This is a genomic window from Streptomyces sp. Je 1-332 (genome assembly GCF_040730185.1).
Classification (GTDB): Bacteria; Actinomycetota; Actinomycetes; order Streptomycetales; family Streptomycetaceae; genus Streptomyces.
In genome coordinates, this window is the sequence record NZ_CP160402.1 from 2,234,305 (window position 1) to 2,258,397 (window position 24,093).

General features: G+C 70.3%; 18 protein-coding genes and 1 pseudogene. 9 read left to right on the top strand and 10 right to left on the bottom strand.

What is annotated here, in order from left to right:
• Positions 1 to 152 precede the first annotated feature (152 nt).
• Entirely contained in the window at positions 153 to 2,348 is a 2,196-nt protein-coding gene (locus tag ABXJ52_RS10410) for an MMPL family transporter (RefSeq protein WP_367041207.1), read from the bottom strand.
• A 230-nt stretch (positions 2,349 to 2,578) separates the two neighbouring features.
• Between ABXJ52_RS10410 and ABXJ52_RS10415 the strand changes: the two genes are divergently transcribed.
• The 3 genes from ABXJ52_RS10415 to ABXJ52_RS10425 all read left to right on the top strand — a co-directional run bounded on the left by ABXJ52_RS10415 (position 2,579) and on the right by ABXJ52_RS10425 (position 6,101).
• Positions 2,579 to 3,850: a sensor histidine kinase gene (locus ABXJ52_RS10415; RefSeq protein ID WP_367041209.1), complete on the top strand. Its 1,272-nt coding sequence runs from the start codon at positions 2,579 to 2,581 to the stop codon at positions 3,848 to 3,850.
• Positions 3,835 to 4,485, top strand: coding sequence for a response regulator transcription factor (locus tag ABXJ52_RS10420; protein ID WP_367041210.1), 651 nt, complete (start codon positions 3,835 to 3,837; stop codon positions 4,483 to 4,485). The genes ABXJ52_RS10415 and ABXJ52_RS10420 overlap by 16 nt, the downstream gene beginning before the upstream one ends.
• A 107-nt stretch (positions 4,486 to 4,592) precedes the next feature.
• Entirely contained in the window at positions 4,593 to 6,101 is a 1,509-nt protein-coding gene (locus ABXJ52_RS10425) for a DUF1996 domain-containing protein (protein ID WP_367041212.1), read from the top strand.
• Positions 6,102 to 6,130: 29 nt separating this feature from the next.
• Here ABXJ52_RS10425 and ABXJ52_RS10430 read toward each other — a convergent pair whose 3' ends face one another.
• Positions 6,131 to 6,538 carry a hypothetical protein gene (locus ABXJ52_RS10430; RefSeq protein ID WP_367048951.1) on the bottom strand — a complete coding sequence of 136 codons (408 nt, stop codon included), beginning with the start codon at positions 6,536 to 6,538 and terminating at the stop codon, positions 6,131 to 6,133.
• Positions 6,539 to 6,748: 210 nt separating this feature from the next.
• On the opposite strand from ABXJ52_RS10430, the gene ABXJ52_RS10435 reads away from it, so the two are divergent.
• Entirely contained in the window at positions 6,749 to 9,874 is a 3,126-nt protein-coding gene (locus tag ABXJ52_RS10435; RefSeq protein ID WP_367041214.1) for an alpha-N-acetylglucosaminidase, read from the top strand.
• A 103-nt stretch (positions 9,875 to 9,977) separates the two neighbouring features.
• Here ABXJ52_RS10435 and ABXJ52_RS10440 read toward each other — a convergent pair whose 3' ends face one another.
• From ABXJ52_RS10440 to ABXJ52_RS10450, 3 genes are read right to left on the bottom strand one after another with little or no spacing between them, the layout of a single operon-like run.
• Complete coding sequence (locus ABXJ52_RS10440; protein ID WP_367041216.1) at positions 9,978 to 10,613, bottom strand: hypothetical protein; 636 nt, start codon at positions 10,611 to 10,613, stop codon at positions 9,978 to 9,980.
• The gene (locus tag ABXJ52_RS10445; RefSeq protein ID WP_367041217.1) at positions 10,600 to 11,913 is read right to left on the bottom strand and encodes an ABC transporter permease; all 1,314 of its coding nucleotides are present in this window, start codon (positions 11,911 to 11,913) and stop codon (positions 10,600 to 10,602) included. Before ABXJ52_RS10445 ends, ABXJ52_RS10440 begins: the two co-directional genes overlap by 14 nt.
• On the bottom strand, positions 11,907 to 12,659 hold the full coding sequence (locus tag ABXJ52_RS10450; RefSeq protein ID WP_367041218.1) for an ATP-binding cassette domain-containing protein: 753 nt from the start codon (positions 12,657 to 12,659) through the stop codon (positions 11,907 to 11,909). Before ABXJ52_RS10450 ends, ABXJ52_RS10445 begins: the two co-directional genes overlap by 7 nt.
• 356 nt (positions 12,660 to 13,015) lie before the next feature.
• Here ABXJ52_RS10450 and ABXJ52_RS10455 point away from each other — a divergent pair.
• A pseudogene (locus tag ABXJ52_RS10455) lies at positions 13,016 to 13,108 on the top strand (tetratricopeptide repeat protein); the annotation flags it as partial.
• 21 nt (positions 13,109 to 13,129) lie between these two features.
• The gene (locus ABXJ52_RS10460; RefSeq protein WP_367041220.1) at positions 13,130 to 15,046 is read left to right on the top strand and encodes a hypothetical protein; all 1,917 of its coding nucleotides are present in this window, start codon (positions 13,130 to 13,132) and stop codon (positions 15,044 to 15,046) included.
• Positions 15,047 to 15,095: 49 nt separating this feature from the next.
• Here ABXJ52_RS10460 and ABXJ52_RS10465 read toward each other — a convergent pair whose 3' ends face one another.
• From ABXJ52_RS10465 to ABXJ52_RS10485, 5 genes are all read right to left on the bottom strand, one after another.
• Positions 15,096 to 15,614: an N-acetyltransferase gene (locus ABXJ52_RS10465; protein WP_367041221.1), complete on the bottom strand. Its 519-nt coding sequence runs from the start codon at positions 15,612 to 15,614 to the stop codon at positions 15,096 to 15,098.
• Positions 15,611 to 16,315, bottom strand: coding sequence for a TetR/AcrR family transcriptional regulator (locus tag ABXJ52_RS10470; RefSeq protein ID WP_367041222.1), 705 nt, complete (start codon positions 16,313 to 16,315; stop codon positions 15,611 to 15,613). The genes ABXJ52_RS10465 and ABXJ52_RS10470 overlap by 4 nt, the downstream gene beginning before the upstream one ends.
• 76 nt (positions 16,316 to 16,391) lie before the next feature.
• Complete coding sequence (locus tag ABXJ52_RS10475; RefSeq protein WP_367041223.1) at positions 16,392 to 17,474, bottom strand: PDR/VanB family oxidoreductase; 1,083 nt, start codon at positions 17,472 to 17,474, stop codon at positions 16,392 to 16,394.
• A gap of 1 nt (position 17,475) precedes the next feature.
• Positions 17,476 to 18,408: a metal-dependent hydrolase gene (locus ABXJ52_RS10480; RefSeq protein ID WP_367041225.1), complete on the bottom strand. Its 933-nt coding sequence runs from the start codon at positions 18,406 to 18,408 to the stop codon at positions 17,476 to 17,478.
• Between the two features lie 89 nt (positions 18,409 to 18,497).
• Complete coding sequence (locus ABXJ52_RS10485) at positions 18,498 to 20,123, bottom strand: fused response regulator/phosphatase (protein ID WP_367041227.1); 1,626 nt, start codon at positions 20,121 to 20,123, stop codon at positions 18,498 to 18,500.
• Between the two features lie 292 nt (positions 20,124 to 20,415).
• Here ABXJ52_RS10485 and ABXJ52_RS10490 point away from each other — a divergent pair, with 292 nt between their 5' ends.
• The 3 genes from ABXJ52_RS10490 to ABXJ52_RS10500 all read left to right on the top strand — a co-directional run bounded on the left by ABXJ52_RS10490 (position 20,416) and on the right by ABXJ52_RS10500 (position 24,091).
• Positions 20,416 to 22,065 (top strand): glycoside hydrolase family 13 protein, encoded by a 1,650-nt coding sequence (locus tag ABXJ52_RS10490; RefSeq protein WP_367041228.1) that lies wholly within the window; start codon positions 20,416 to 20,418, stop codon positions 22,063 to 22,065.
• Positions 22,066 to 22,090: 25 nt separating this feature from the next.
• Positions 22,091 to 23,125 (top strand): LacI family DNA-binding transcriptional regulator, encoded by a 1,035-nt coding sequence (locus ABXJ52_RS10495; protein WP_367041230.1) that lies wholly within the window; start codon positions 22,091 to 22,093, stop codon positions 23,123 to 23,125.
• Between the two features lie 75 nt (positions 23,126 to 23,200).
• A complete protein-coding gene (locus ABXJ52_RS10500) occupies positions 23,201 to 24,091 on the top strand; it encodes a phosphatase PAP2 family protein (RefSeq protein ID WP_367041231.1) in 891 nt (296 codons plus the stop codon).
• The last annotated feature ends 2 nt before the right edge of the window (positions 24,092 to 24,093 follow it).

Genomic DNA, 24,093 nt, shown 5'->3' on the forward strand with positions numbered 1-24,093 from the left:
CCACCCAACAAAGCACCTACACCGTGGCCGACGGAACCGGCCGGGGATCGGGGCGATGGCCCGACCAAAAGATCCAGCCAGACCACCACCCCACCAGGGGCGCGAGGAACTGCGCGACAAACCCCCACCAGCCCGCAGCCACAACACCGCACCTACACCGAGGCCGACGGAACCGGCCGGGGAGAGGGCTGCTCAGGTGTCACAGACGCCCCGTGCGAGATCGTCGGCAGCCAGGAGAGATACCGCGGCGTACGCCAGTTCCGCTCGCCCAGGAGCGTCATCAGGGACGGCAGCAGCACCATCCGTACGACCGTCGCGTCCAGCAGGACCGCCACGCCGAGGCCGACGCCCATCTGCTGCATGTCCTGCATGGACAGCGTGCCGAAGACCGCGAAGACCGCCACCATGATCACGGCCGCGCCGGTCACCGCGCCCGCGGTCCGCGTGATGCCCTCGTGGATCGCCGCGCGGTTGTCCAGGCCACGGTCCCGCGCCTCACGGATCCGCGAGACCACGAACACGTGGTAGTCCATCGACAGGCCGAACAGGACCACGAGGACGAACAGCGGCATCCAGTTCTCGATCGCTCCCACCTGCTCGGATCCGATCAGTTCCGCGCCCCAGCCGTGCTGGAAGACCGCGGTCATCACTCCGTAGGCGGCGCCCACCGAAAGGAGGTTGAGGCCGATGGACGTCACCGCGATGACCACCGAGCGGAAGCTGAAGAGCATCAGCAGGAACGTCACCGCCGCGATGAAGGCGAACACCGGCACGATGCCCTTGCTGAGCTGGTCGCTGAAGTCCTCGGAGTCGGCGAGGTCGCCGCCGACGTACGCCTCCGTGTCCGCGTCCAGGCCGTCGAAGGCCGCGGGCACCACGTCGTCCCTGAGCTCGCCGAGCGCCTTCTTCGACTCGGCGTCACTGCCGTCACCGGGCAGTGGTACGTCGATCTCGGCCACGCCCGCGCCCTTGTGCACGGTGAGTTCGGCGCCCTTGCCCGCATCCCGGACCACCGCGGCCAGCGCGTCCCGCAGCTGCTTCGACCCGATGTCGTCCGCGTCGGCCGTCTTGACGACCACTTGGGCGGGCGCCGGACCGCCGGGGAACTCCTGGGTGATCTCCCGGAAGGAGACCGACAGCGGGGCGTCGGAGCCGAACTGCTTCTCCAGGCCCAGCTGTTCGGTCTTCATGCCGAGCGCCGGCGCCGCGAGCGCGAGGAGCAGGACCGCGGAGCCGATGGCGAAGAACTTCGGCTTGACGAGCACGGGGTGCAGGAGCTTGCCCGCGATGCCTCCGCTCGCGTGCGCGCCCTTCTTGCTCTTGCGGTTCAGGAACGGGATGCGCCCCGCGTTGATCCGGTCCCCGAGCGCGGAGAGCAGCGCCGGAAGTACCGTCACCGAGCCCAGCATCGCCACGCACACCACCAGGATCGTGGCGACCGCGAAGCCCTTGAAGAGCAGAAGCCCGGACAGGAACATGCCCGCCATCGCGACCATCACCGTAAGGCCCGAGACAAGGACGGCCCGCCCGCTGGTGGCCGCCGCGATCCGCAGCGCGGTCTCCGCGTCGCGTCCCGCGGCCCGCTCGTCCCGTTCGCGCCGCAGGTAGAACAGGCAGTAGTCGACGCCGACCGCGAGCCCCATCAGGAACATCACCGAGTACGTCGTTTCGAAGAGGTGCAGCTGGTGGCTGGCGAGGGAGAGCAGGCCGAAGGCCGCCACGCACGCGGTCAGCGCGAGCCCGACCGGAAGGAGCGCCGCGACCACGGCGCCGAAGGCGACCAGGAGAATGCCGAGGGCCAGCGGCACCGCGGTGAACTCGGCCCTGGTGAGGTCGTCGGCGAGCAGGTCGCTGAGGTGCCTCTCGGAGCTCGCGTCACCGAACTGGTAGACGGAGATGCCCTTCCCCGCGCCCTCGTCCTTCGCCTTCTGCACCGCGTCGAGCACCGGCTGAACGCGGTCGGCCGCGTCGTCCGACGCGCCCTTCATCTCGAAGCGGAGCAGCGCGTCCTTGCCGTCCTCTGAGGGCAGCGGCGCCTGCATCTCGCGCGTCTCGCCGGTCGCGGTCAGCGCCTTGGAGAGGTCGCTCGCCGCGTCCCGCCAGCCGTCCGCGGACCTGGAGCTGACCATGACCAGCTCGCCGGCGGGCTCTTCGACGCCCGCTTCGTCGAGGATCGCGGCGGCCCGGCCCGAGTCGCCGACCCCCATCTCGTCGTCGGACGCGGTGACCATGCCAGAGGCCCCGCCGATGGTCGTGGCGAGCACGACGAACAGCAGCCAGCCGAGGATGGCCGTCTTGCGATGGTGTGCGCTCCACACCCCGAGTCGAGCCGCGAGGTTTGGCCTCATGGCGCTTCGCCCCCATAAGTAAGCGTTGGATAAGCGGTTGATGACGTGGTCAACGCTAGAAATCCGGGGCCCGCCCACCCAGCCGCCGAAGCCCCCACTGTCCGAAGCACAGGGCGAGGCGCGGGGGTGTCGTCAGGTACACCCCCGGATCGGGTGCCGGACCCAATGACCGGCGCGGACCCCAGCGGCGAGAATGTGGTCATGCCACTGGGAGAGATGGGGAACAGAAAATGACGAGGGTCCGTGAATCCGTGATCGCGGGAGCCCGTGGGTTCTTCCTGTCGGTCATCATGCTCGCCGGTTCGATCACCCTCTTCGTGCTGTCGGTCCTGTCCATTTCCTTCATCACGCTGGGGATCGGCGTCTTCACGACTCCGCTGGTACTGACCGGCGTACGCAAGTGGGCCGACCTGCGCCGCGCCCAGGCCGGCGCGTGGTCGGACGTACACATCCCGCGTCCCTACCGCCCCCTCCCCACCAACCTGCGCGGTGGCGTCACCGGGCAGGTGGAGCGCACCTCGCTGATGCTGAAGGACCCGGCGACCTGGCGGGATCTGCAGTGGCTCCTCGTCGACATGACGGCCGGGTACGTGACGGTGATCTTCGCGCCGGCGCTGCTGCTCTACCCGCTGTACGGCTACGTCCTCGCGCTCGGCGTCTGGAAGCCGATCTACGACGCGGGCGGCGGCGAGTGGTACGGCTTCATCCACGTCACCTCGCAGGGCTCCGCCAACATGGCGGCCCTGCTCGGCACCGCGCTCGGCGTCGTCGGCATCCTCACCAGTCCGGGCATCCTCCGCGCCCACTTCCTCCTGAGCCGCACGCTGCTCGCGCCCACCTCCTCCATGCGGGAGCGTGAACTGGCCCGGCGCGTCGACCGGTTGACCGAGACCCGGCACGACGCCGTGGACTCCTCCGCCGCCGAGCTGCGCCGCATCGAGCGCGACCTGCACGACGGGGCGCAGGCCCGCCTGGTCGCGATGGGCATGGACCTCGGCACCATCGAGGCGATGATCGAGAAGGACCCGGCGAAGGCCAAGGAAATGATCGCCAAGGCCCGGCAGAACTCCGGCGAGGCACTGACCGAACTGCGCGACCTGGTCCGCGGCATCCACCCGCCGGTGCTCGCCGAGCGCGGACTCGGCGACGCGGTGAAGGCCCTGGCGCTGCGGCTTCCGGTACGGACCGATGTGGACGTGGAGCTGTTCGGCCGGGCCGACGAGCCGGTGGAGTCGGCGGCGTACTTCGCGGTGAGCGAGGCACTGACCAACACCATCAAGCACGCGGGCGCGGACCGCGTCTGGGTGGACATCCACCACGCGGAGGGCATGCTGCGCATCGCGGTCACCGACGACGGCAAGGGCGGCGCGACCATCGGGGCGGGGTCCGGGCTGAGCGGGATCGAACGCCGACTCGGTACATTCGACGGCGTACTGGCCGTCAGCAGTCCCGCGGGCGGCCCGACCATGGTGACCATGGAGATCCCTTGCGAGTTGTCCTAGCCGAAGATCTCTTCCTGCTGCGTGACGGCCTGGTCCGGATGCTGGAGGCATTCGACTTCGAGATCGCCGCAGCGGTCGAGACCGGGCCCGAACTCACCAAGGCCCTGGCCGAGTTGGAGCCGGACGTCGCCGTCGTGGACGTCCGGCTTCCGCCGTCCCACACGGACGAGGGACTGCAGTGCGCGCTCGCCGCGCGGCGGGCACGGCCGGGACTGCCCGTGCTCGTGCTCTCGCAGCACGTGGAGCAGCTGTACGCGCGCGAGCTGCTCGCAGACGGGAACGGCGGGGTCGGCTATCTCCTCAAGGACCGGGTCTTCGACGCCGACCAGTTCATCGACGCCGTACGCCGGGTCGCGGCGGGCGGCACCGCGATGGACCCGCAGGTGATCCAGCAGCTGCTGTCGCGCCGTTCGGCGGACCAGCCGATGGGCAAGCTGACGCCGCGCGAGCGCGAGGTGCTCGAACTCATGGCGCAGGGACGGTCGAACGCGGCGATCGCCGCGGAACTCGTCGTGACGGAGCGGGCGATCGCCAAGCACACGTCCAACATCTTCGGGAAACTGGACCTTTCGGTCTCGGACGACGACAACCGGCGCGTTCTCGCCGTACTCGCCTATCTGGACCAAGGGCGCTGAAATCTTGATCAAGGGCGCCGAGCGGAACTCCGAAGATCGCCCAAGAGATTGCGGGGCAATTCCGCGCGTGATTGAACGGGGCCGCCTGCTGTTGCGTACGTAGTCTCATGGGACGCACACCACGACGCACATCACGAAAACGATCAAAACTCGCCGGGCGCGCGATCGCCGCCTCGGCGGCGCTAATCCTGGGCGGCGGCGGAATGGTCGCGGTGAATGTCTACGCGAACGCCGGCGAAAGCTCCGGTTCACCGTCCGCCAGAACCCAGGCCGGCGAGCAGGGCGGCGGTCCGGGGGTGGGAATGGCCACCATCAGCTGCCCGGACGTCGGCACCCAGCTCTCGGACGTGCCGGACGGCGCCCGCGAGGACGTGGACCGGCGGCTCGCGGAGCTGGACAGCCAGATCACCGCCGCGTACGAGAAGTTCGCCGACGCGCGGAACACCGAGCAGGCCGAGGCCGTGCTCGACCCCCTGGAGGAGCAGCGGCGGCCGACCATCGAGGGCATCGGCTCGTCGATCGACCAGGCGGGCGGACAGCCGCCCCAGGGGATCGACGGCATGGCCCCGTGCACCATGCGGGCCGACGACTCGGCCGGGCAGCAGCAGCCTCCGCAGGAGGAGGGCGACGGGGGCGACGGGCAGCAGCCTCCACAGGACGGCGGCGGCCAGGAGCAGCCCCCGGGTGACGGCGGCGAACAGGAGCAGCCGCCGGGCCAGCAGAACGGCAACGGGCCCGAGGCCGCCGACTTCGTCGACATCAACTCCGTCCAGCCCAACGTCAACCGCCCCGACCAGCAGCGCGGCGCCTCGCGCGGCAGCTTCACCACGAAATGCGGGACCAACGAGAACGGCAAGTTCAATCCGGACAATGTCATCGCGGCGCCCGGCGTGAGCAATGGCGCACACCATATGCACGATTACGTCGGAAATCAGGCCACGGACGCTTTCTCCGGTGACGACGATCTCGCGAACGGCGACACCACGTGCCGGAACCAAGGGGACAAGTCCACCTACTACTGGCCGGTCCTGAGGCTGCAGAACGGGCAGGACGAGAACGACGCCGACGCGGACGGCGGCGGAAAGGACCAGAACGTCGGCCAGATCCAGACACCGACCTCGGTCACGCTGAAATTCGCCGGGAATCCGACGGGCAAGGTCGTCGCGATGCCGCGCTTCCTGCGCATCATCACCGGCGACGCCAAGTCGCTGACCAACGGTGACGCGAACGCCAACGCGTCCTGGAGCTGCACCGGCTTCGAGGACCGCCAGCTGAAGGACAAGTACCCGATCTGCCCCGAGGGCAGCCAGGTCGTCCGGACGTTCAACTTCCAGAGCTGCTGGGACGGCCAGAACACCGACAGCGCCAACCACCGTACGCACGTGGCCTTCGCCGACGAGGAGAGCGGCGCCTGCCCGCAGGGGTTCAAGGCCATCCCGCAGCTGGTCCAGCGCATCGTGTACGACGTCCCGCCGGGCCCGGGGTTCGCCGTCGACTCGTTCCCCGAGCAGCTGCACAAGCCCGTCACCGACCACGGTGACTTCATCAACGTCTTCGACGAAGGGCTGATGAACCGCATGGCCAAGTGCATCAACAGCGGCCAGCGCTGCAACTGAGCCGAGCTGCCCCCCGTACCGCTGCGCGGTCAGCTCGTGTGGTGACCGGAGTGGCCCGAGTGCCCCGGGCCTCCGTCCTCGTGATCCCCACCACCGCTACTCCCCGAGTGGTGCGAGGACTTCTCCACCGTCCCGCCGAGCCGGCCGCGCAGCCGCATGACCACTTTCTCGTCGCCGACCGCGATCCACTTCTCGCCGACGAGGTACGTGCCGCCGTAATCGGTCGCCTCGTCGAACCATTCGGCCTGGCCACGGGCGTTCGTGAAGGTCACCAGGACGTAGCGGCGGGCACCTTCGTCACAGGTGGCCTGCCGCAGTTCCGCCGCGTCCGTCTGGATGTCCGGCTCGCATCGCGCCTTGGCCGCCAGCTGCTCCAGGCTGCCGCTCGCCGTGTCCGGCACCGCGTCGTCGCCGTCCGAGCCGCACGCCACGAGCATCAGCAGCAGTCCTGCGCCGACGCCCGCACCCATGCCCGACCGCACGCGCCCACGCATGCCCCTGCTCGCGCCCGCAAGCGACTTTCGCGCTGCCTTCATCGTCCCACCAGTCCCTTCGGGCGAGGTGAACTCGCCATCTCCGTAAGCACCGTTGAGCCCAGGACGCCGCGCGGATACCGTGCGCCGCACCATTCGACCCAGGGGGTACACATGACCGATCCGTCCCGACGTTCCCTGCTCGGCACCGCCGGGGCCGTCGGCCTCGGTGCCGCCGTCAGCGGGGTGGCGGTTCCGTCCCACGCCGCCGAGAGGCCCGTCCAGGGCCCCGCCCTCGCCCTCGATACGGATTCCGCGCGCTCAGCACTCAACAGACTCCTGCCGCATCACGCGGAACAGTTCCGTCTCAGACTCGTCCCCGCGAAGGGCGGCGCGGACCGTTTCCGGGTTTCGGGCACGACGGGGCGCGTCGATGTGTCCGGTACGACGCCCGCGGTGCTGCTCACCGGGGTCCACTGGTATCTGAAGTACGTCTGCGGGGCCCATATCGCCTGGAACGGCAGCCAGTTGGATCTGCCGCGCAGGCTGCCCGCGCCCTCGCGCCCGCTGGAGCGGTCCACATCGCTTCCGCACCGGTTCGCCCTGAACGACACGAACGACGGGTACACCGCGCCGTACGCCGACTGGGCGTACTGGGAGCGGATGATCGACGTACTCGCCCTGCACGGCTGCAACGAGGTCCTGGTGATCGCGGGGGCGGAGGCCGTCTACCACCGGGTACTCCAGGACTTCGGCTACAGCGACGCCGAGGCGCGCGCGTGGCTGCCGGCCCCCTCGCACCAGGCGTGGTGGCTGCTGCAGAACCTGTCCGGTTACGGGGGCCCACTGTCCCCCGAAGTCATCGCGGACCGGGCGGACTTGGGTCGCAAAATCGTGGGACAACTGCGTTCGCTGGGGATGGCGCCGGTGCTGCCCGGCTACTACGGGCACGTGCCCGACGGGTTCGTGGCACGCAACGGCGGGGACGCGCGGGTGGTGCCGCAGGGCACCTGGCACGGGTTCAAGCGGCCCGACTGGCTCGACCCGAGGACCGCGTCCTTCGCGAAGGTCGCCGCTTCCTTCTACCGGCACCAGGAGCAGCTCTTCGGGGCGGCCGACCACTTCAAGATGGACCTGCTGCACGAGGGCGGTACCGCGGGGGACGTCCCGGTGCCGGACGCGGCGCGCGGTGTCGAGACGGCCCTGCGCACGGCGCGGCCGGGCGCGACCTGGGTGATCCTCGGCTGGCAGGAGAATCCGCTGCCCGAGCTGCTCGACGCGATCGACCGGCGGCGGATGCTGATCGTGGACGGGGTCTCCGACCGGTACGCGAGCGTCACCGACCGCGAGAAGGACTGGGGCGGCACGCCCTACGCGTTCGGGACCATCCCGAACTTCGGGGGCCGCACGACGATCGGCGCCCGCGCGCACATCTGGAACGAGAAGTTCTTCGCGTGGCGGGACAAGGGCGGCAGCGCGCTTTCGGGCACGGCCTTCATGCCGGAGGCGACGGACCGGGACCCGGCCGCGTTCGAGCTCTTCTCCGAACTCGCCTGGTCCAGCTCGAAGTTGGACCTGAAGTCGTGGTTCGACGGGTACGCGGGCTTCCGCTACGGCGGCCGCGACTCCGACGCGCGCGGGGCGTGGCGGGCGTTGCACGACACCGCATATCGGCACACCGCCATCGAGCGCAGTGACCCGCACGACTCACTCTTCGCGGCCCGCCCCGACCTGGCTGCGAACCGCGCCGCCGAGTACGCGCCGAGCGCCCTGACGTACGACCCGGGCCGCTTCGACGCGGCGTTCGCTGGGCTGCTCGGGGTGCGGGGGGCGCTGCGGGGCAGCGCCGCGTACCGGTACGACCTGGTGGACGTGGCCCGGCAGGCGCTCGCGCACCGGAGCCGGCAGTTGCTGCCGCAGCTTCGGGCGGCGTACGGGCGCCGGGACGCGGACACGTTCCGCGCGCTGTCGACGCTGTGGCTGCGGCTGATGCGGCTCTCGGACGAGGTGACCGGCACCAACTCCGCGTTCCTGCTGGGCCCTTGGGTGGCGTCGGCGCGGCGGATGGGCACGAGTGAGGCCGAACGGGCGGAGTTCGAGCGGACCGCGAAGGTGCTGATCACGGTATGGGGCGACCGGGCGACGTCCGACGCCGGGAAGCTGCACGAGTACGGGAACCGCGAATGGGCGGGCCTGATGGCCGACTTCTACGTCCCCCGCTGGCAGAAGTGGCTCGACGAGCTGGCCGACGCGTTGGCCGCGGGGCGTGAGCCGCGGGCGGTGGACTGGTTCGCGGTGGAGGAGCCGTGGACCCGGGAGCGCAAGGACTACCCCCTGCGGGGAACCGGCGACCCGTACCGCACGGCTGCACGGGTACGTGACGTGCTGGCCCGAGCTCCCTACCAGGGGTCCCTGGAGGTCGTCGCCGACCCGCAGTCGCTGCCGCCCGGCGGTCACGCACGTCTGGAGGCGGCCTTCCGCAACGTCAACGGCCTGCGGGCCACGGGCCGCGTCGACTTCCGGCTGACGGGGCTCGACGCGGAGCCTTCCGGCCCTGTGTCACTGCCCCGCGTCGCCCCCGCGGGCACGGGAAAGGTGGCGTGGCGCGTGAACGCACCGGGAACGCCGCTGGACCGTCCGTTGCGGCCGCTTCCGTACGAGATCACTGTGCGGTACGGCCCTGCGGGCGAGCGGAGGATCGAGGCCGTGCACGAGGGGGAGCTGTTCGAGGCGGGCCCGGTGGGGCCGGGCTGGCACCGCTACACCAACAACGCGGCGGTCTTCGGTGAGTTGGACGACCGCTACGCGATCAACGGAGCGGGCGCGGACCTGTGGAAGGGCACGACGGAGTTCGGCACGCTGTACCGGCAGGGCGCGCTGCGGGACGGGGTCACGGTGACGGTCAGGGTGGATTCCCAGGCGGTGACGGGCCCTTGGGCGAGGGCGGGCCTCATCGCACGCAACGCGCTGGGGGCCCCCGGCTCCCCCGGCTTCGCCAACTTGGCGATCACGCCCTCGAACGGGGTGGTCCTCTCCTACGACACGAACGGCGACGGAACCCTGGACACGTACAAGCGCGTCACGGCGATCAAGGCACCGGTGCTGCTGCGCCTGACACGGCAGGACGAAACGCTCACGGGTTCCTTCTCGACGGACGCCGGGGCCAGTTGGCAGGTGGTGGCGAGTGTGCCGGTGGCGGGGGTCGCGGCGGCGCAGGACGTGGGGATGTTCATGAGCGCGACCAATGGGGGGGACGGGGAGCGGGGGACGGTGGAGTTCAGTGGGTGGGGGGTGTCTTGAGGGGGCTCTGCGGGGCTGGGGCGGGTTCCCTGCAGGGCTGAGGGTTTCCCTGCAGGGATGGGGCAGGTTGGCACGTGGACCTGGACGCGGAGACTTGACCTCATCACACGGTCGACTTCCGCACTGGTGGCTTCCTCGTGCTGAACGAGGTTTTCCTACGCCAGGGTGTTGCTGCGATCGCCGTCACCCCAACCGCCAGAGCAATGGCGGCAACAGCCCAACTGAAAAGATCTGTTGCTGGGCTGGCCGTCCAGTCCCACCAGTTGCCGGGGTACCACACAAGAAAGAGGACCGAAGTCAGGGGGATGGCCCAACTGAGTTGCTGCCCCAACAGCCTGACGGACAACAGAGCGAGGCCCAGCCAGATCAAGACGGAACGAACGAACACGGCCCCGGACTCCGGCCCGTCGGCAAGAGCCTCAGTCCCGAAGGAGAAAGCGCAAACCGTCAATGTCAGAGCAGTGCAGTACACGATGCGAAACCGGTGCATCGTGGACGCACCCATGGCGTCGTGTGCCGCCATGGCTCCGTCGAGAGCGGCGGAGAGGAAGACAGCTGTCAGCAGCGGAAGCTCCTGCCGGTAAGGCACGCCGGTGGAGACTCCTCCGCTACCGATGGAGGGGAGCGCGATGTTGGTGCCACCGAAGAGGGCCGACAGAAGGGCGACAACTGCCGTTCCGACAAGGACTGTTCCGCCCCGGTGGACCTTGGCGTAGCGGAGCAGGTCAGGGCCAGTCATCAGGCTTGCACCAAGAGCTTTCACGAAGAAGGTGGCTATGCTCCTGAGTGACCCAGGCCTGCTGCTCAGCCGAGGGCAACCGTGAAGCCTTGGTTGCTTCGCGCTGGGCGTTGCCAACCCCTTCTACGTGCAGGCCCTCGTCGGCGACAGCGGGGTCTTGGCCCACGGCCCGGTATTCGAGCCATAGGTGGATGTTGTCCATAGCCTGCCACGCCCGGCGCTCCCTTGGAGGGGGGCTGCAACTGCCGAACGATTCAGTGAACACCTGGTCGGCCATGGCAATCGCGGCCGTACGTACGTGCCCTTCAGCGATGTCGAACCCTCGGTCTCCCAGATCGGTTCGCTGCAGTCCGAACTCGTGGAACTCCTTGGGCGCCTTGATCCGGGTGTCAGTGGTCCGAGTGAGCTGATCAAGGCGCTGGGCCATGCGCGTCAGTTCCGGCAGGTACTTTCTGTGCTCGGGCCAGACGCACACTCGAGGAGCGTTCTCGTCGGACCGGTCACACAGCGGAGTAATCGCCGAAGCCGGCCGCTCCACTTTCAGTTCACCGGCGGCAGGAGCTGCAGCCAACGCGGTGAGGGAAAGGACTACCGACCCGACGGCGACTGCACGTACGTGTCGTGGCATTTCCCGACGCGGCATCTGGCGCTCGGCTCTTTTTCGGCTCAGTGGCGGTGCTGTCACCGCCAGCGTTGCAAGGGCGAGTGCGCACAGCAGGCGAACAGCGACCGGCAGCGGGCGCAGATAGGTGTCCGGGGGGCCTGCGAGGACATTGAACTTGAAAGGCAGGGACAGCATGCTGATGAAACAGCCCAGTGCGCACACGATGGGTGTGAATGCGGGCGAAGGCCACCAGCGGCCGGCCAGATGTCCCACGGACGCGAAGATGATCAGCGTCGAGGCGCCGAGCACCAGGTAGGACGGCCACAAGAAGCCTGGTCCGGCGTCGCCCAGCGAGACGGCTGCGGCAGTGAGGCACCCGGTCGCGTACGCGAGGAATCCGAGCGTGAGGGTGGCGGAGAGCCTGGCGGCCTCGATCCGCCAGCCCGGCCGGGCGGCCCCGAGAAGGAACTCGGGCATCCCCGCTCGGGAGGACCGTCCGGCCTGCCAGGCGGAGACACCGGCGAGAACAGGCCCCAGGAAGAGTGTGACGATCTGTGCCGCCACGCTGGCCTCGGGCCACACGCCGATCCAGTACCGGGACCGCCCGAAGAGCACCAGCAGGTCCACGGCGATCAGCACGGGCACGGCGATGAGCAGGGGGGAGCGTCGCAATTCGATGCGGTAGGCGTTCAGCATGCGGCCCCCTCGGCCGACCCGCGGGTTCCTAGAACAGTCATGTAGCCGCGCTCCAGAGGGCTGTCACCTGGAACTGTCGGTGTGGCGCGGTCTGCCAGTTGCTGGGGTGTTCCGCTGTGTACCACCTGGCCCTCGCTCAGCACGAGCACGGTGTCACAGGCAGCGCCCACGTCCTCGACGAGGTGCGTGCTGAGCACAATGGCAGCCCCCGCATGGGCGAGGGAGCGAATGAGCTGACGAAAGTCGAGGCGCTGCGCGGGGTCGAGTCCGACGGTGGGCTCGTCGAGGAGGAGCAGGGAAGGGGAACCGACGATGGCTGCGGCGATCCCGGCACGACGAAGCATGCCGCCGGAAAGTGTCTTCATGCGGTCGCGGGCCCGGTCGGTCAGATCGACGGCAGCCAGCGCCTCCCTGGTTGCCGACTCGGCTTTCCTGGAGGGGACTTCACGCAGCCACGCAGAGTAGCGGACGAAATCGGTGATGGAGAAGGCCGGGTAGAAGCCGAAGTCCTGCGGGAGGTAACCGATGCGACGACGCACTTGCCGGGCTGTTCGTTCGGTGGTGATGGGCTCGCCGAACAGCTCCAGTTCCCCGCTCTGCGGCGGCGCGATGGTCGCGAGAGTACGGAACAGCGTCGTTTTTCCTGCTCCGTTGGGGCCCAGCAATCCGGTGACACCTGGCTGGATGGACAGGTCGAGATCCTCGATGATGCGTCGGCCGCGGTAGCCCTGCGTGAGGGCCGTCAATCGGGCGACGGGACAAGTCGTCATTGATGGGATTCCCAAAATGCGGGGTGGGCCCGCCATAGCGGCGGGCCCACCGTAGCGCTGGTGAACTACTTGTGTACGTCCGTGTTGTTGAGCTTGATCGTGCACTCGTGGTGTCGTACGTGCAAGAGCCCCCACTACCGCGCCCTTCGCCGCCTTTCTGCCCATTATTCTGGATACGAAAGAATTCATGTCATTCCCTTCTGAGGACAGTTGTTGAAGGGAGGCGTCGCGCCAGGCCACCGTCATGTACGCAGTGCCGGTGGAGTCCAGCGGGCGACGACTTCGCACACGGGCTGGATGATCGGACCGTAGAAGGTGACGACGGGCCACATGGGCTCGCGCTGGTGCCAGGTGCCCTCGCGTCCCACCTTCCGCGCTACCAGCGGTCGATGGGCAACTATGCTCGACAGCTCACAGAGAGGTGACCATCCGACGATTCGCTCGTTTTGCTGAACGTGTCGTCGAATGTGAAGTCCCCCTCCTCGCCCCGTGAACTCTCCGGCGTCGTCGATGTCGAGCAGGCCGAAGCCGCCCTCGTCGAGCACTACCCGCGCCTGGTACGACTCGCCTACCTGGTCCTTCCGCCCAGCCTCGGGCGCAACCGGCGGGTCCTGACCGCTCACGCCCTGACCCAGCGCGCGCTGCCCCGCAGCCGCAGGTCGGGCGACGCGGAGGTCATCCCGGAGCAGCGTTCGGGCGACGGGCGGGGCGGCGACCCCGGGTACGCGTACGTACGGCTGCGTGTCGTCGGTACCGCCCTCGACGCGGGGCTTCCGCTCAAGCGCAAGGCCTGGCCCAAGCGCGCCCAGCTGCCGCCGCTGCTGCCGCAGGTCTGGGGGCTGAGGCTCTTCCCGCGGTCGGGCGGTGCCGACGAACTCGCCCTGGACCAGCGGCTGTCGGCGCTCTCGGGCGCCGCCCGCGCCGCGTACGTGCTGCGCGGTCTTGAGCGCCTCACGGACGGTGACGTCACCAAGGTGCTCGCCGCCGCCGGTGTCGGGGAGCCGGCGGACGCGCTCGCCGAGGCCGACGGCGTCGACGCGGCGTACGAACTGCTCAGGTCGCCGGAGTTCGACCCCTGTTCGCTCCAGGCTCGGCCCACCGATCTCATGCGCCGCAGGCAGCACATGAAGGCCGCCGGCGTCGCGCTCGCCGCCGCCCTGGTGTGCGGGGCGCTGCTCGGCCTGCCGGGCGACGGGTGGGGGCCCGACGGTGCCGCCGCGCCCTCCTATGCGCAGAACCCCGCGGGGCAGGCCGCCCTCGATCCCGGGCAGGTGACGAAGGTCGCGGGCGGTGCGTGGAAGAAGTCCGCCCGCGCGGACTTCTCCGTGTGGCCCGCCAGGGGCGCGCTCGTCGACGACGACGCCCTGCTGCGGCGCGCCCTGGCCGTCTGGGCGCGGCCCGGCGAGTCGGTGCAGGTCTCCGCCACCCCGGGCACGGCGGCAGGGGCGCCTCCCGGCCCCGCGCAGTTGCTCTTCGCGGGCAAGGTCGACGCGGCCCGCGTCGTGCTGCTGTACGACGGACTGCGCATCGTGCGGTACGCCGAGCCCAAGGAGGGCACCAGCGCCGCCGCGCTCGACTTCGCCCGCGTGGACGGCGCCACCAGCGCCGAGGCCGGAGCCCTGGTGGTGAACCGCGTCGACGGCAACGTCCGTTATCTGACCGCGCCTTGGGTGGGCGGTGTCGCCGTACGCGATCTGCTGAAGCCCGAAGCGAACGCCGACACCCTGAAGCGGGACGGCGACGGTGTCACCGAGCCGCTGGCGAGCCCGGCGCAGGCCCGCGCGTGCACCTCGTGGAACGTCCTCCAGCTGCGGGACGACAGCGGGGTGAACCGTCTCTCCACCGACCTCGGCGAACTCGTCCCCGCCCACCTCACCGCGGGCCGCCCGCAGGCCCCGCGCGAGGCCACGGCCGCGAACTGGTCGTCGGCAGCCTGCTCGCTCGCGGCGGCGCGCTCGAACGGCGTGCGGTCGGTGAACTCCTGGCAGTACGCGCGCCAGGCGCTGCCCGAGGCGAACGGCCCGGCCGCCTGGCTCTGCACCCGGGCCGACACATGGCGGGGCGACGGCGGCCTGGCCCTCGCACAGTTCCAGGCCGCGGGTTCGGCGGCCGTGGCGGCGAAGGCACAGGACTCCGCGGCGTGCGGGCCGCGCGAGCCCTCGGTGCTCGCGGGGGTGCGGTGGAAGTCCCGGGGTGGGAACTGGTACCTGCTGGGAGGCGCCAGCAAGGACGTCGTCTCGCTCCGGGCCTCCGGCGGGTCCCAGACCCCCGGCAACACCGTGGCCGCACCCGTGCAGCGGGGCGCTCGCGCCGGGCTCACCGGGCGGCTCGCGGACGGCTCGAAGGTGTCGACCCTGCGTTGACCCTCAGGCGGCGATGCGGTGAGCCTGAGGCCACCCCACGCTGAACCCCTCAGGCGTCGGACGGGCGCAGCTCCCGCAGATCCTTCTCCAGGAGCGTCACGCCGTACGTGCTCCCGTCCGCCGCCACCTTCCCCGGCAACTCCCCCACGACCGTGTAACCCGCCGCCTCGTAGTACTCCCGCAGGCGCGGGTTGGTCGACACGCAGTCGAGACGGCAGCGTCCACGGCCCGCCTCCGCGATGCGCCGCTCCGCGCGGGCCAGCATCGCGCGGCCCGTTCCGGCGGGGGCGCCGCGCCGCGTCATCAGGCGGTGCACATAGCCCGCGACGGGCGGCTGTTCGCCCCAGGCGGGCTCGTCCGCCCACCACACCTCGTACGCCCCGGCGACCGTCTCGCCGTCGTACGCGAGCCAGACCTCGTCCGACGCGATCCGCCCGCGGAAGTGCTCCGTGCCCTTCTCGCCCGGCTTCCACTGGTCGATCCCCCGGCCCTGCATCCAGTGCGCGGCAGCGTCGTAGAGCGCGACGAGGGTGGGGATGTCCTCTTCGCCGGCGAGGCGGTGGGTCAACTGCTCTGTTCCTGGGGTGCGAGGCCAATGAGGCGGGTGACGAGTTCGGCGAAGGGCCCGTCCGGCGGCTCCTCGGCGACGATGCGGCGCAGGATCGCGGCCATCTCGTCGTCGTACGCGGCGCTCACGGCCGCGAGCGCCGCGAAGTCGTGCACCAGTTGCCGTTCGAGCTCCGCGCGCGGGATGCGGCGGCCGTCGAGCCAGATGAGCGCGGTGGACTCGGCGAGCGAGATCCAGGAGCGCACCACCAGCTCCAGCCTGGCGGGTGGGTCCGTGATGTCCAGGTGCGTGAGGATCTGGACGTACGCCGCCTGCCGCACGGAGTCGATCAGCGCGTTGGTGGTGGAGGAGCCGACGGCGGGGCCGCCGCGCATCAGCGCCGAGAATCCGGGGCCGTGGCCGTCCACGAAGTCCAGGAAGCGGCCCATCACCCGCAGCAGCCGGGCGCCCAGCGGGCCTTCCCTCGGTTCCACGAAGCGTTCGGCGAGGTCGTCCGCCGCCCGCTGCAACGCCGCCTCGTACAGGCTGAGTTTGCCCGGGAAGTAGTGGTAGACCAGCGGACGCGAGATGCCCGCGGCCGCCGCTATCTCGTCGATGGACACATCGTCGGGCGAGCGGTGGCTGAACAGGTCGAGCGCGACCCCGATCAACTGCTGCCGCCGCTCCTCGACACCCATTCTGCGGCGCACCCCGGTAGTCATGCGAACACCTTACCGAGCAGATCCGGCCGTCCAAGGGGCCGGTCGACCCGAACCGTTCACATCTCCCGCTCCGGCCTCACATGTCGAGGACGATTCGGTCACCGCCCGCCCTCGACACACAGATCAGCATGGAGTCGGCCCGCTCGGCGTCGTCGAGCAGTTCGTCCCGGTGGTCGATCTCCCCTTCCAGGACCCGCTGTTGGCACGTTCCGCAGAATCCCTGCTCGCAGGAGTACGCGGTGTTGGGCAGCTCGGCGCGTACCGCGGTCAGGACGGTGCTGTCCGCGGCCACGGTGACGGTGCGCCCGCTGCGGCGCAGCTCCACCTCGAAGGCGCCGTTGCCCTGCGTGGACGTGTGCGGCGTGAAGCGTTCCAGGTGCAGTGCGGCCCCTTCCGGGAGCGTCGCCGCCACCGCCTCCATCAGCCCCTCGGGGCCACAGACGTGGACCGCGGTGGAGGGCGCCAGGTCCGTGAGGAATGCGGCGAGGTCGGGGCGGCCACCCTCGTCCTCGGCGACGACGGTGAGCCTGCCCGCCGTCGTGCCCGCCGTCGTGCCCGCCAGCTTCTCCACGTCCCCCAGGAACGGCATCGAGGCCCGGGAGCGACCCCCGTACAGCAGCCGCCATGTGCGGCCGGCGGCCTCAACTGCCCGCAGCATGGGGAGGATCGGGGTGATGCCGATGCCGCCCGCCACGAAGACGTACGCGTCGGCGTCGGCCAGCGGGAAGCGGTTGCGCGGGCCGCGCACCTCGACCTCCATGCCCTCCTGGAGCTGCTCGTGCACCTCGCGCGAGCCGCCACGGCCGCCCTGTTCCCCACCGATGAGGCGGGTCGCGACGGTGTACGAGGAGGCGTCCTCCGGATCCCCGCACAGCGAGTACTGGCGCACGAGGCCGGAGGGGAGGACCAGGTCCAGGTGGGCGCCCGGCTCCCAGGAGGGCAAGTGGGCACCTTCGAGGCGCAGTTGTACGACCCCTTCGGCGACCGTCTCGCGCCGGGTGACGAGGAGGCGCAGCGCCCGGGAGCGCGGGCGGCCCGAGACCGGCTCCTCCAGGGCGGGCAGCGGCCACAGCGGTGAGGCGTCGATGCGGCGCCGCATGGCCCGCTTGGCGAGCAGGGCGGCGCCGGTGACGAGCAGGACGGTGCGCATGCGGGCCATGTCAGCGCGCCCCCTTCGGCGCGGGCAGCGATTCCGTCGCGGCCTCGGCGGCGGTGGCCGCCGGGGACGAGGCGAGGTAGGCGACGGCCTGTGCGGTGCTGCCCTCGCGGGAGGGGTGGTAGGCGCGGCTCAGATAGCGGGGGATGGAGCGGATCATGTCCTGCGTCGTGGGCAGCGTGCCCTGCTTGCCGCCTTGGTAAAAGTCCTTGAACGACGCCTTGCCGCCGATGAGGGTCGGGTCGTTCTCCATGAAGAAGCGCGCGCCGCGCTGCCAGAGGAAGACCAGGGCGGTGAAGGCGGTGGCCCAGGTGCGGGCGCGGCGGCGGTAGCTGCCGTCGACGTGCATGAAGAGCTCGAAGGCGACGGAGCGGTGCTCGACCTCTTCGGCGCCGTGCCAGCGCAGCAGGTCCAGCATCGTGGGGTCGGCGCCCCTGCGGTCCAACTCGTCGGCGTTCAGGACCCAGTTGCCGAGGAAGGCGGTGTAGTGCTCGATGGCCGCGATCATCGCGACGCGTTCCATCAGCCACCACTTGCGGGCCTTGCCGGGCGGCAGCGTCCTGTCGCCGAGCATCTTCTCGAAGAGCCAGTCGACCTGCGCGGTGTAGGGAGTGGGGTCGAGTCCCTGCTCCTTGAGGTGCGGCAGGACCTCGTCGTGGGCCTGCGCGTGCATCGCCTCCTGGCCGATGAAACCGATCACGTCCTCGCGGAGCCGGTCGTCACGGATGTACGGCAGGACCTGCTTGTACACGTGGACGAACCAGCGTTCGCCGGCCGGGAGAAGCAGATGCAGCACGTTGATCGTGTGCGTGGCGAAGGGATCGCCCGGCACCCAGTGCAGCGGGGTGTCCTCCCAGGAGAAGGAGACTTTGCGCGCCTTGAGCGGTATGTGCTCGGACACGACGGGCTTCGGCTCCCGGCTCTGCGTATTAGACATGGCGTCAATGTACTGACGGGTAGGCGTGTGGGTACAGGCCCGTGCGTCGGTTGATTCGGCAGTGATTTCGAGCTGTACGCGTGTGCGGGTCAGATCGTCCTGCGCAGTGCGAGGAGCGCGATGTCGTCGTCACGTTCGTGCCCGAAGCACGCGAGGAGCGTGTCGCACAGGTCCGCGACGCCGCGTGGCGCGCCGGCCGCCGCGATCCGCAGCTGCTCCATCGACACCGCGAGGTCCATGCCCCGCGTCTCGATGAGCCCGTCCGTGACCATCAGCAGACGCTCGTTGCGCTCCAGGGTCACCACGCTCGGCTGCGGCCGGTCGAGGCCGAGACCGAGGAGCGGCCCTCGCACGTCGACGTACGTGGCCGTGCCCTCGTCCCGCACCACGAGCGGCGGGATGTGACCCGCGTTGGCGATCCGGGTGTGCCCGGTCGCCGGATCGACCAGGCTCAGGCACATCGTGGCCGTCACGCCCGGGTGGTAGTGCTGCAGCATCCGGTCCAGGCGCCCCGCGAGCGCGCCGGGGTCGGGGTCCTCGACGCAGTACGCCCGCAGCGCGTGCCGGATCTCGACCATCACCGTGGCCGCCTCCAGCGAGTGCCCGACGACGTCACCGATGCCGGTCAGGACGCCACCGGGCACCGGGAGCGCCGCGTAGAAGTCCCCGCCGATCTCCGTCTGGCGCGACGCGGGTTCGTAACGGACGACGACGTCCGCGCCGGGCAGCTCCGGCAGCTTCGACGGCAGGAAGCTGCGTTGCAGGGTCAGCGCGACATGGCGCTCCTCCTCGTACATCAGGAGCGGTTCGGCGGCCAGCGCGGTGGCGTGGGCGAGCCGCTCGACGAGGTGCCCCGTCTCGTCGGACAGACCCTCGCGGTACGCGGGCGTCGCGAGGCACACCAGTGTGCGCCCCTCGGTCAGGCGTGCCAGGACGAGGTCGGCCTCCTCCGGTGTCCCGTCGCACCACTGTCCGGAGCCCCCCACCGAGCGGAAGAACCCCGCGGGCCACAGCGGGGCGGGCACGACCGTGTGCCGCACGCCCGTACGCCCCGACATGACGCGCCGCATCAGGCGGGCCACCGCCTCGTGCGCCCCGGGGTCCGGCAGCGGAGCGGCGGCCCTGCGCCGGGAGAGCCCCCGGTGGATCTCCCCGTCCCCGCCGAGCACGAACACCGTCGCGGGGGTCTCGGTCAGCCGCTCCGTGCCCGTGGCCGCCGCGTCCGCGAGCTCACCGAGGCAGCGCGCGGACTGCACGGACAGGATCGTCCCCGCGAGCAACGCGAGGCGTCCCGCCCGGAGTTGGGCGTCACTGCGGGAGCGTGCCCCGCGCGCGGCGGCCCGTACGACCGCCTGGATCTCCTCCGGTTCGGCGGGCACCGTCAGATAGGACTCGCCACCCGCGTCGAGCCCCCTGCACCGGTCGGCGGGCGGGCGGGCCGCCGCCGAGAAGTGGATGACGGGCAGGCTGGCGATGGGCGGCAACTGTTTGATGCGGCGGCAGAGTTCGTAACCGCTCATGTCGGGCAGGCCGACGTCGACCAGCGCCACGTCCGGCAGGTCACCGGCCCGCATCCGCACGTCGAGCTCGATCAGCGCCTCGCTGGCGCTCGCGGCGAGCAGGACCCGATGGCCGTCCCTGCGCAGCACGGCGCTCAGCGCGTACCTGCTCGCAGGCACGTCGTCGACGACCAGGACCGTGCTGACTGTGTTCACTGCCTTGCCCTTGACGCTCACGCGGGACAGCCCCTCAGCGCAAAACGGGGGCAGGCCGACTCGTGCCTGCCCCATCAAGTTAGCGCGCCGGGACACCCCCCGGGGCAAGTCGGCGGCAGTATGACCCGGAACGGTGGCGGTCGTCGAACTCACCTCACGTGCGACATGCCCGACAGTAGGGTTTTCGACTTCGGCCTGTTCGGGGAACGGGCGAGGAGGACAGCCTCGTGACCTTCGCCTTCCGCGAGACGTTCAACGGGGTGCCGCCCACCCCCGTACTCCCGAGGACTTCATGACCCAGCACGTCACCGCCGCCCTTCCCGCAGACGCACCGGCCGACGGCTCCGCTCCCCGTGAGTGGTGGCGCGACGCCGTCATCTACCAGGTGTATCCGCGCAGCTTCGCCGACGGCAACGGCGACGGCATGGGCGATCTGCCCGGCGTCACGGCCCGCCTGACCCACCTGAAGCGGCTCGGCGTCGACGCCGTCTGGCTCTCGCCCTTCTACGCGTCCCCGCAGGCCGACGCCGGGTACGACGTGGCCGACTACCGCGCGGTCGACCCCATGTTCGGCACCCTGCCGGACGCCGACGCACTCGTACGGGAAGCGCACGCGCTCGGACTGCGGGTGATCGTCGACCTGGTGCCCAACCACTGCTCTGACCAGCACGAGTGGTTCAAGCAGGCGGTGCGCGAGGGCGCGGGGTCCCCGGCGCGCGAACGCTTCCACTTCCGGCCCGGCAAGGGCGAGGACGGTCAACTGCCGCCCAACGACTGGGAGTCCGTCTTCGGCGGGCCCGCCTGGACGCGCGTCGCGGACGGCGAGTGGTACCTCCATCTCTTCGCGCCCGAGCAGCCCGACTTCAACTGGGACCACCCGGCGGTGCACGAGGAGTTCCGCTCCATCCTGCGCTACTGGCTCGACCTCGGCATCGACGGTTTCCGCATCGACGTGGCCCACGGCCTGGTGAAGGCGGCGGGCCTGCCCGACATCGGCCACGAGGAGCAGGTGAAGCTGCTGGGCAAGCAGTCCGTCCCCTACTTCGACCAGGACGGCGTGCACGAGATCTACCGCAGCTGGCGGCGGATCCTCCAGGAGTACCCCGGCGAGCGCATCGCCGTCGCCGAGGCGTGGACGCCGACGGTGGAACGCAGCGCGCGCTACCTGCGCCCCGGCGAGCTGCACCAGGCCTTCAACTTCGAGTATCTGACGACCGCTTGGGACGCGCCCGCGCTGCGCGCCGTCATCGACCGCTCCCTCGCCGCGATGAACGCCGTGGGGGCGCCCGCCACCTGGGTGCTCTCCAACCACGACGTCGTACGCCACTCCACCCGCCTCGCCGAAGGCGACGCGGCGCGCGGCCTGCGCCGGGCGAAGGCCGCCACGCTCCTGATGCTGGCGCTGCCCGGCTCGGCGTACATCTACCAGGGCGAGGAGCTCGGCCTGCCCGAGGTGACGGAGCTGCCGGACGAGGTGCGCCAGGACCCGGCGTTCTTCCGCAGCACGGGGCAGGACGGGACGCGGGACGGCTGCCGGGTTCCGCTGCCGTGGTCCGGGGACCGGGCGCCGTTCGGCTTCGGGCCCGTCGATGGCGGCCCGAGCTGGCTGCCGCAGCCCGCCGCCTGGAAGGATTTCACGGTCGAGGCCCAGGACGGCGACCCCGCGTCGACCCTGGAGTTCTACCGCAAGGCGCTCGCTGTGCGCCGCGAACACCCGGCGCTCGGCGCGGGCCGCGACGTGGAGTGGCTCGACGCGCCCGAGGGTGTCCTGTCCTTCCGCCGTACGAGTCCCGGGGGTTCGATGGTCTGCACGGTGAACCTCACCGCCGCCCCCGTCACGGTCCCCACCCCCGGCAGCGTGCTCCTGTCGAGCGCCGCCACGACGCCCGGCGCGGACGGGACGGCCCTGCCCGCGGATTCAACGGTCTGGTGGGCAGCCTGAGATGTGACCGGTACAGTCCAATCCTGTGACCGCGCGACTGGCCGACATCGCAGCGCAGGCGGGGGTCAGCGAGGCGACGGTCAGCCGGGTGCTCAACGGCAAGCCCGGAGTCGCCGGGGCCACCCGCCAGTCAGTGCTTGCCGCACTCGACGTGCTCGGCTACGAACGCCCGGTGCGGCTGCGCCGACGCAGCGCCGGCCTCATCGGGCTGATCACGCCGGAGCTCGAGAACCCGATATTCCCCGCGCTCGCCCAGGTCATCGGCCAGGCCCTGACCCGGCAGGGTTACACGCCCGTCCTCGCCACCCAGACGCCGGGCGGCTCCACGGAGGACGAGCTGACGGAGATGCTCGTGGACCGCGGTGTCAGCGGCATCATCTTCGTCTCCGGCCTGCACGCGGACACTTCCGCCGACATGCAGCGCTACGAACAGCTGCGGGCACAGGGCGTGCCGTTCGTGCTCGTCGACGGCTTCTCCCCCAAGGTGCAGGCGCCCTTCATCTCGCCGGACGACCGGGCCGCGATGCGCCTCGCGGTGACCCACCTCGTCTCCCTGGGTCATACACGGATCGGACTCGCCCTGGGTCCCAAGCGGTTCGTGCCCGTACAGCGGAAGATCGAGGGCTTCGTGCGCGCGGTGCAGGACCAGCTGGCACTGACCCCCGAGGAGATCGAGTCGGAGCTTGTCCAGCATTCGCTGTACACGCTGGAGGGTGGGCAGGCCGCGGCGTCCGCGCTTCTGGACCGCGACTGCACGGCCGTGGTGTGCGCCAGCGACATGATGGCCCTGGGGGCGATACGGACGGCGCGGCAGCGCGGATTCGAGGTCCCGGACGACATCTCCGTGGTGGGATTCGACGATTCCCCGCTGATCGCGTTCACCGATCCGCCCCTGACCACGGTGCGTAAACCCGTGCCCTCGATGGGGCAGGCGGCGGTGCGTACACTCCTGGAGGAGATCGGCGGCACGCCCGCCCCGCACAGCGAATTCGTCTTCATGCCGGAGCTGGTCGTTCGGGGTTCAACGGCTTCTGCCCCTCGGGGGCGCACTCGTCCATAGGGCGTAGAGAATGCGACCTGAACCAGACCTTGGGATGATCGGTCGGAGGGTCGGTATCTGGCAGACTCTGTGCCTATGGGTGAGATGACTGTGACGACACTGGAAGGCCAGCAGCGGCCCACCACATCACCCATCGCGGGCGAGCAGGAGGACCGCCATGGGCGGACTTTCCTGCGCCGTCTTCGCACCCCCAGGCGCCCTCGGCTCTGGTTCGAGATCCTGCTGATCGCGGTGAGTTACTGGACGTACTCCCTGATCCGCAACGCCGTTCCGGAACAGAAGTCGCAGGCCCTGCGCAACGCCGACTGGATCTGGCGGGCGGAGCAGCATCTCGGAATCGCCGTGGAAGAGAGCGTCAACCACGCGGTGAACTCGGTGACATGGCTCATCGTCGGCATGAACTACTACTACGCGACGCTGCACTTCGTGGTGACGCTCGGCGTCCTGGTCTGGCTGTTCCGATGGCATCCGGGGCGTTACGCCGCCACGCGCATGGTGCTCTTCGCGACGACGGGGGTGGCCCTGCTCGGCTACTACCTGTATCCGCTCGCACCCCCGCGCCTGATGAACGGCCACGATTTCATCGACACGGTCCTGGTCCACCAGACCTGGGGCTCGATGGCATCCGGCGACCTCAAGCACATGTCGAACCAGTACGCGGCGATGCCGTCCATGCACATCGGCTGGTCCCTGTGGTGCGGTCTGACGATCTTCGCCCTGGCCTCGGTGCCGTGGGTGAAGGTGCTCGGCCTGCTCTACCCCACGGCGACCCTGATCGTCATCGTGGCCACCGCCAACCACTTCTGGCTGGACGCGGTGGGCGGCATGATCTGCCTGGCGTTCGGCTTCGCGGTGGCCTGGGCCTGGTACGGGACGATGCCGCACAGGCTGCCGCGTGAGGTGGCGTCGCGCGAGGACCGGGCTCCGCTCCTGCCGGCCAAGGTCAGGGCGAGGTTCAGGGCCTGAGG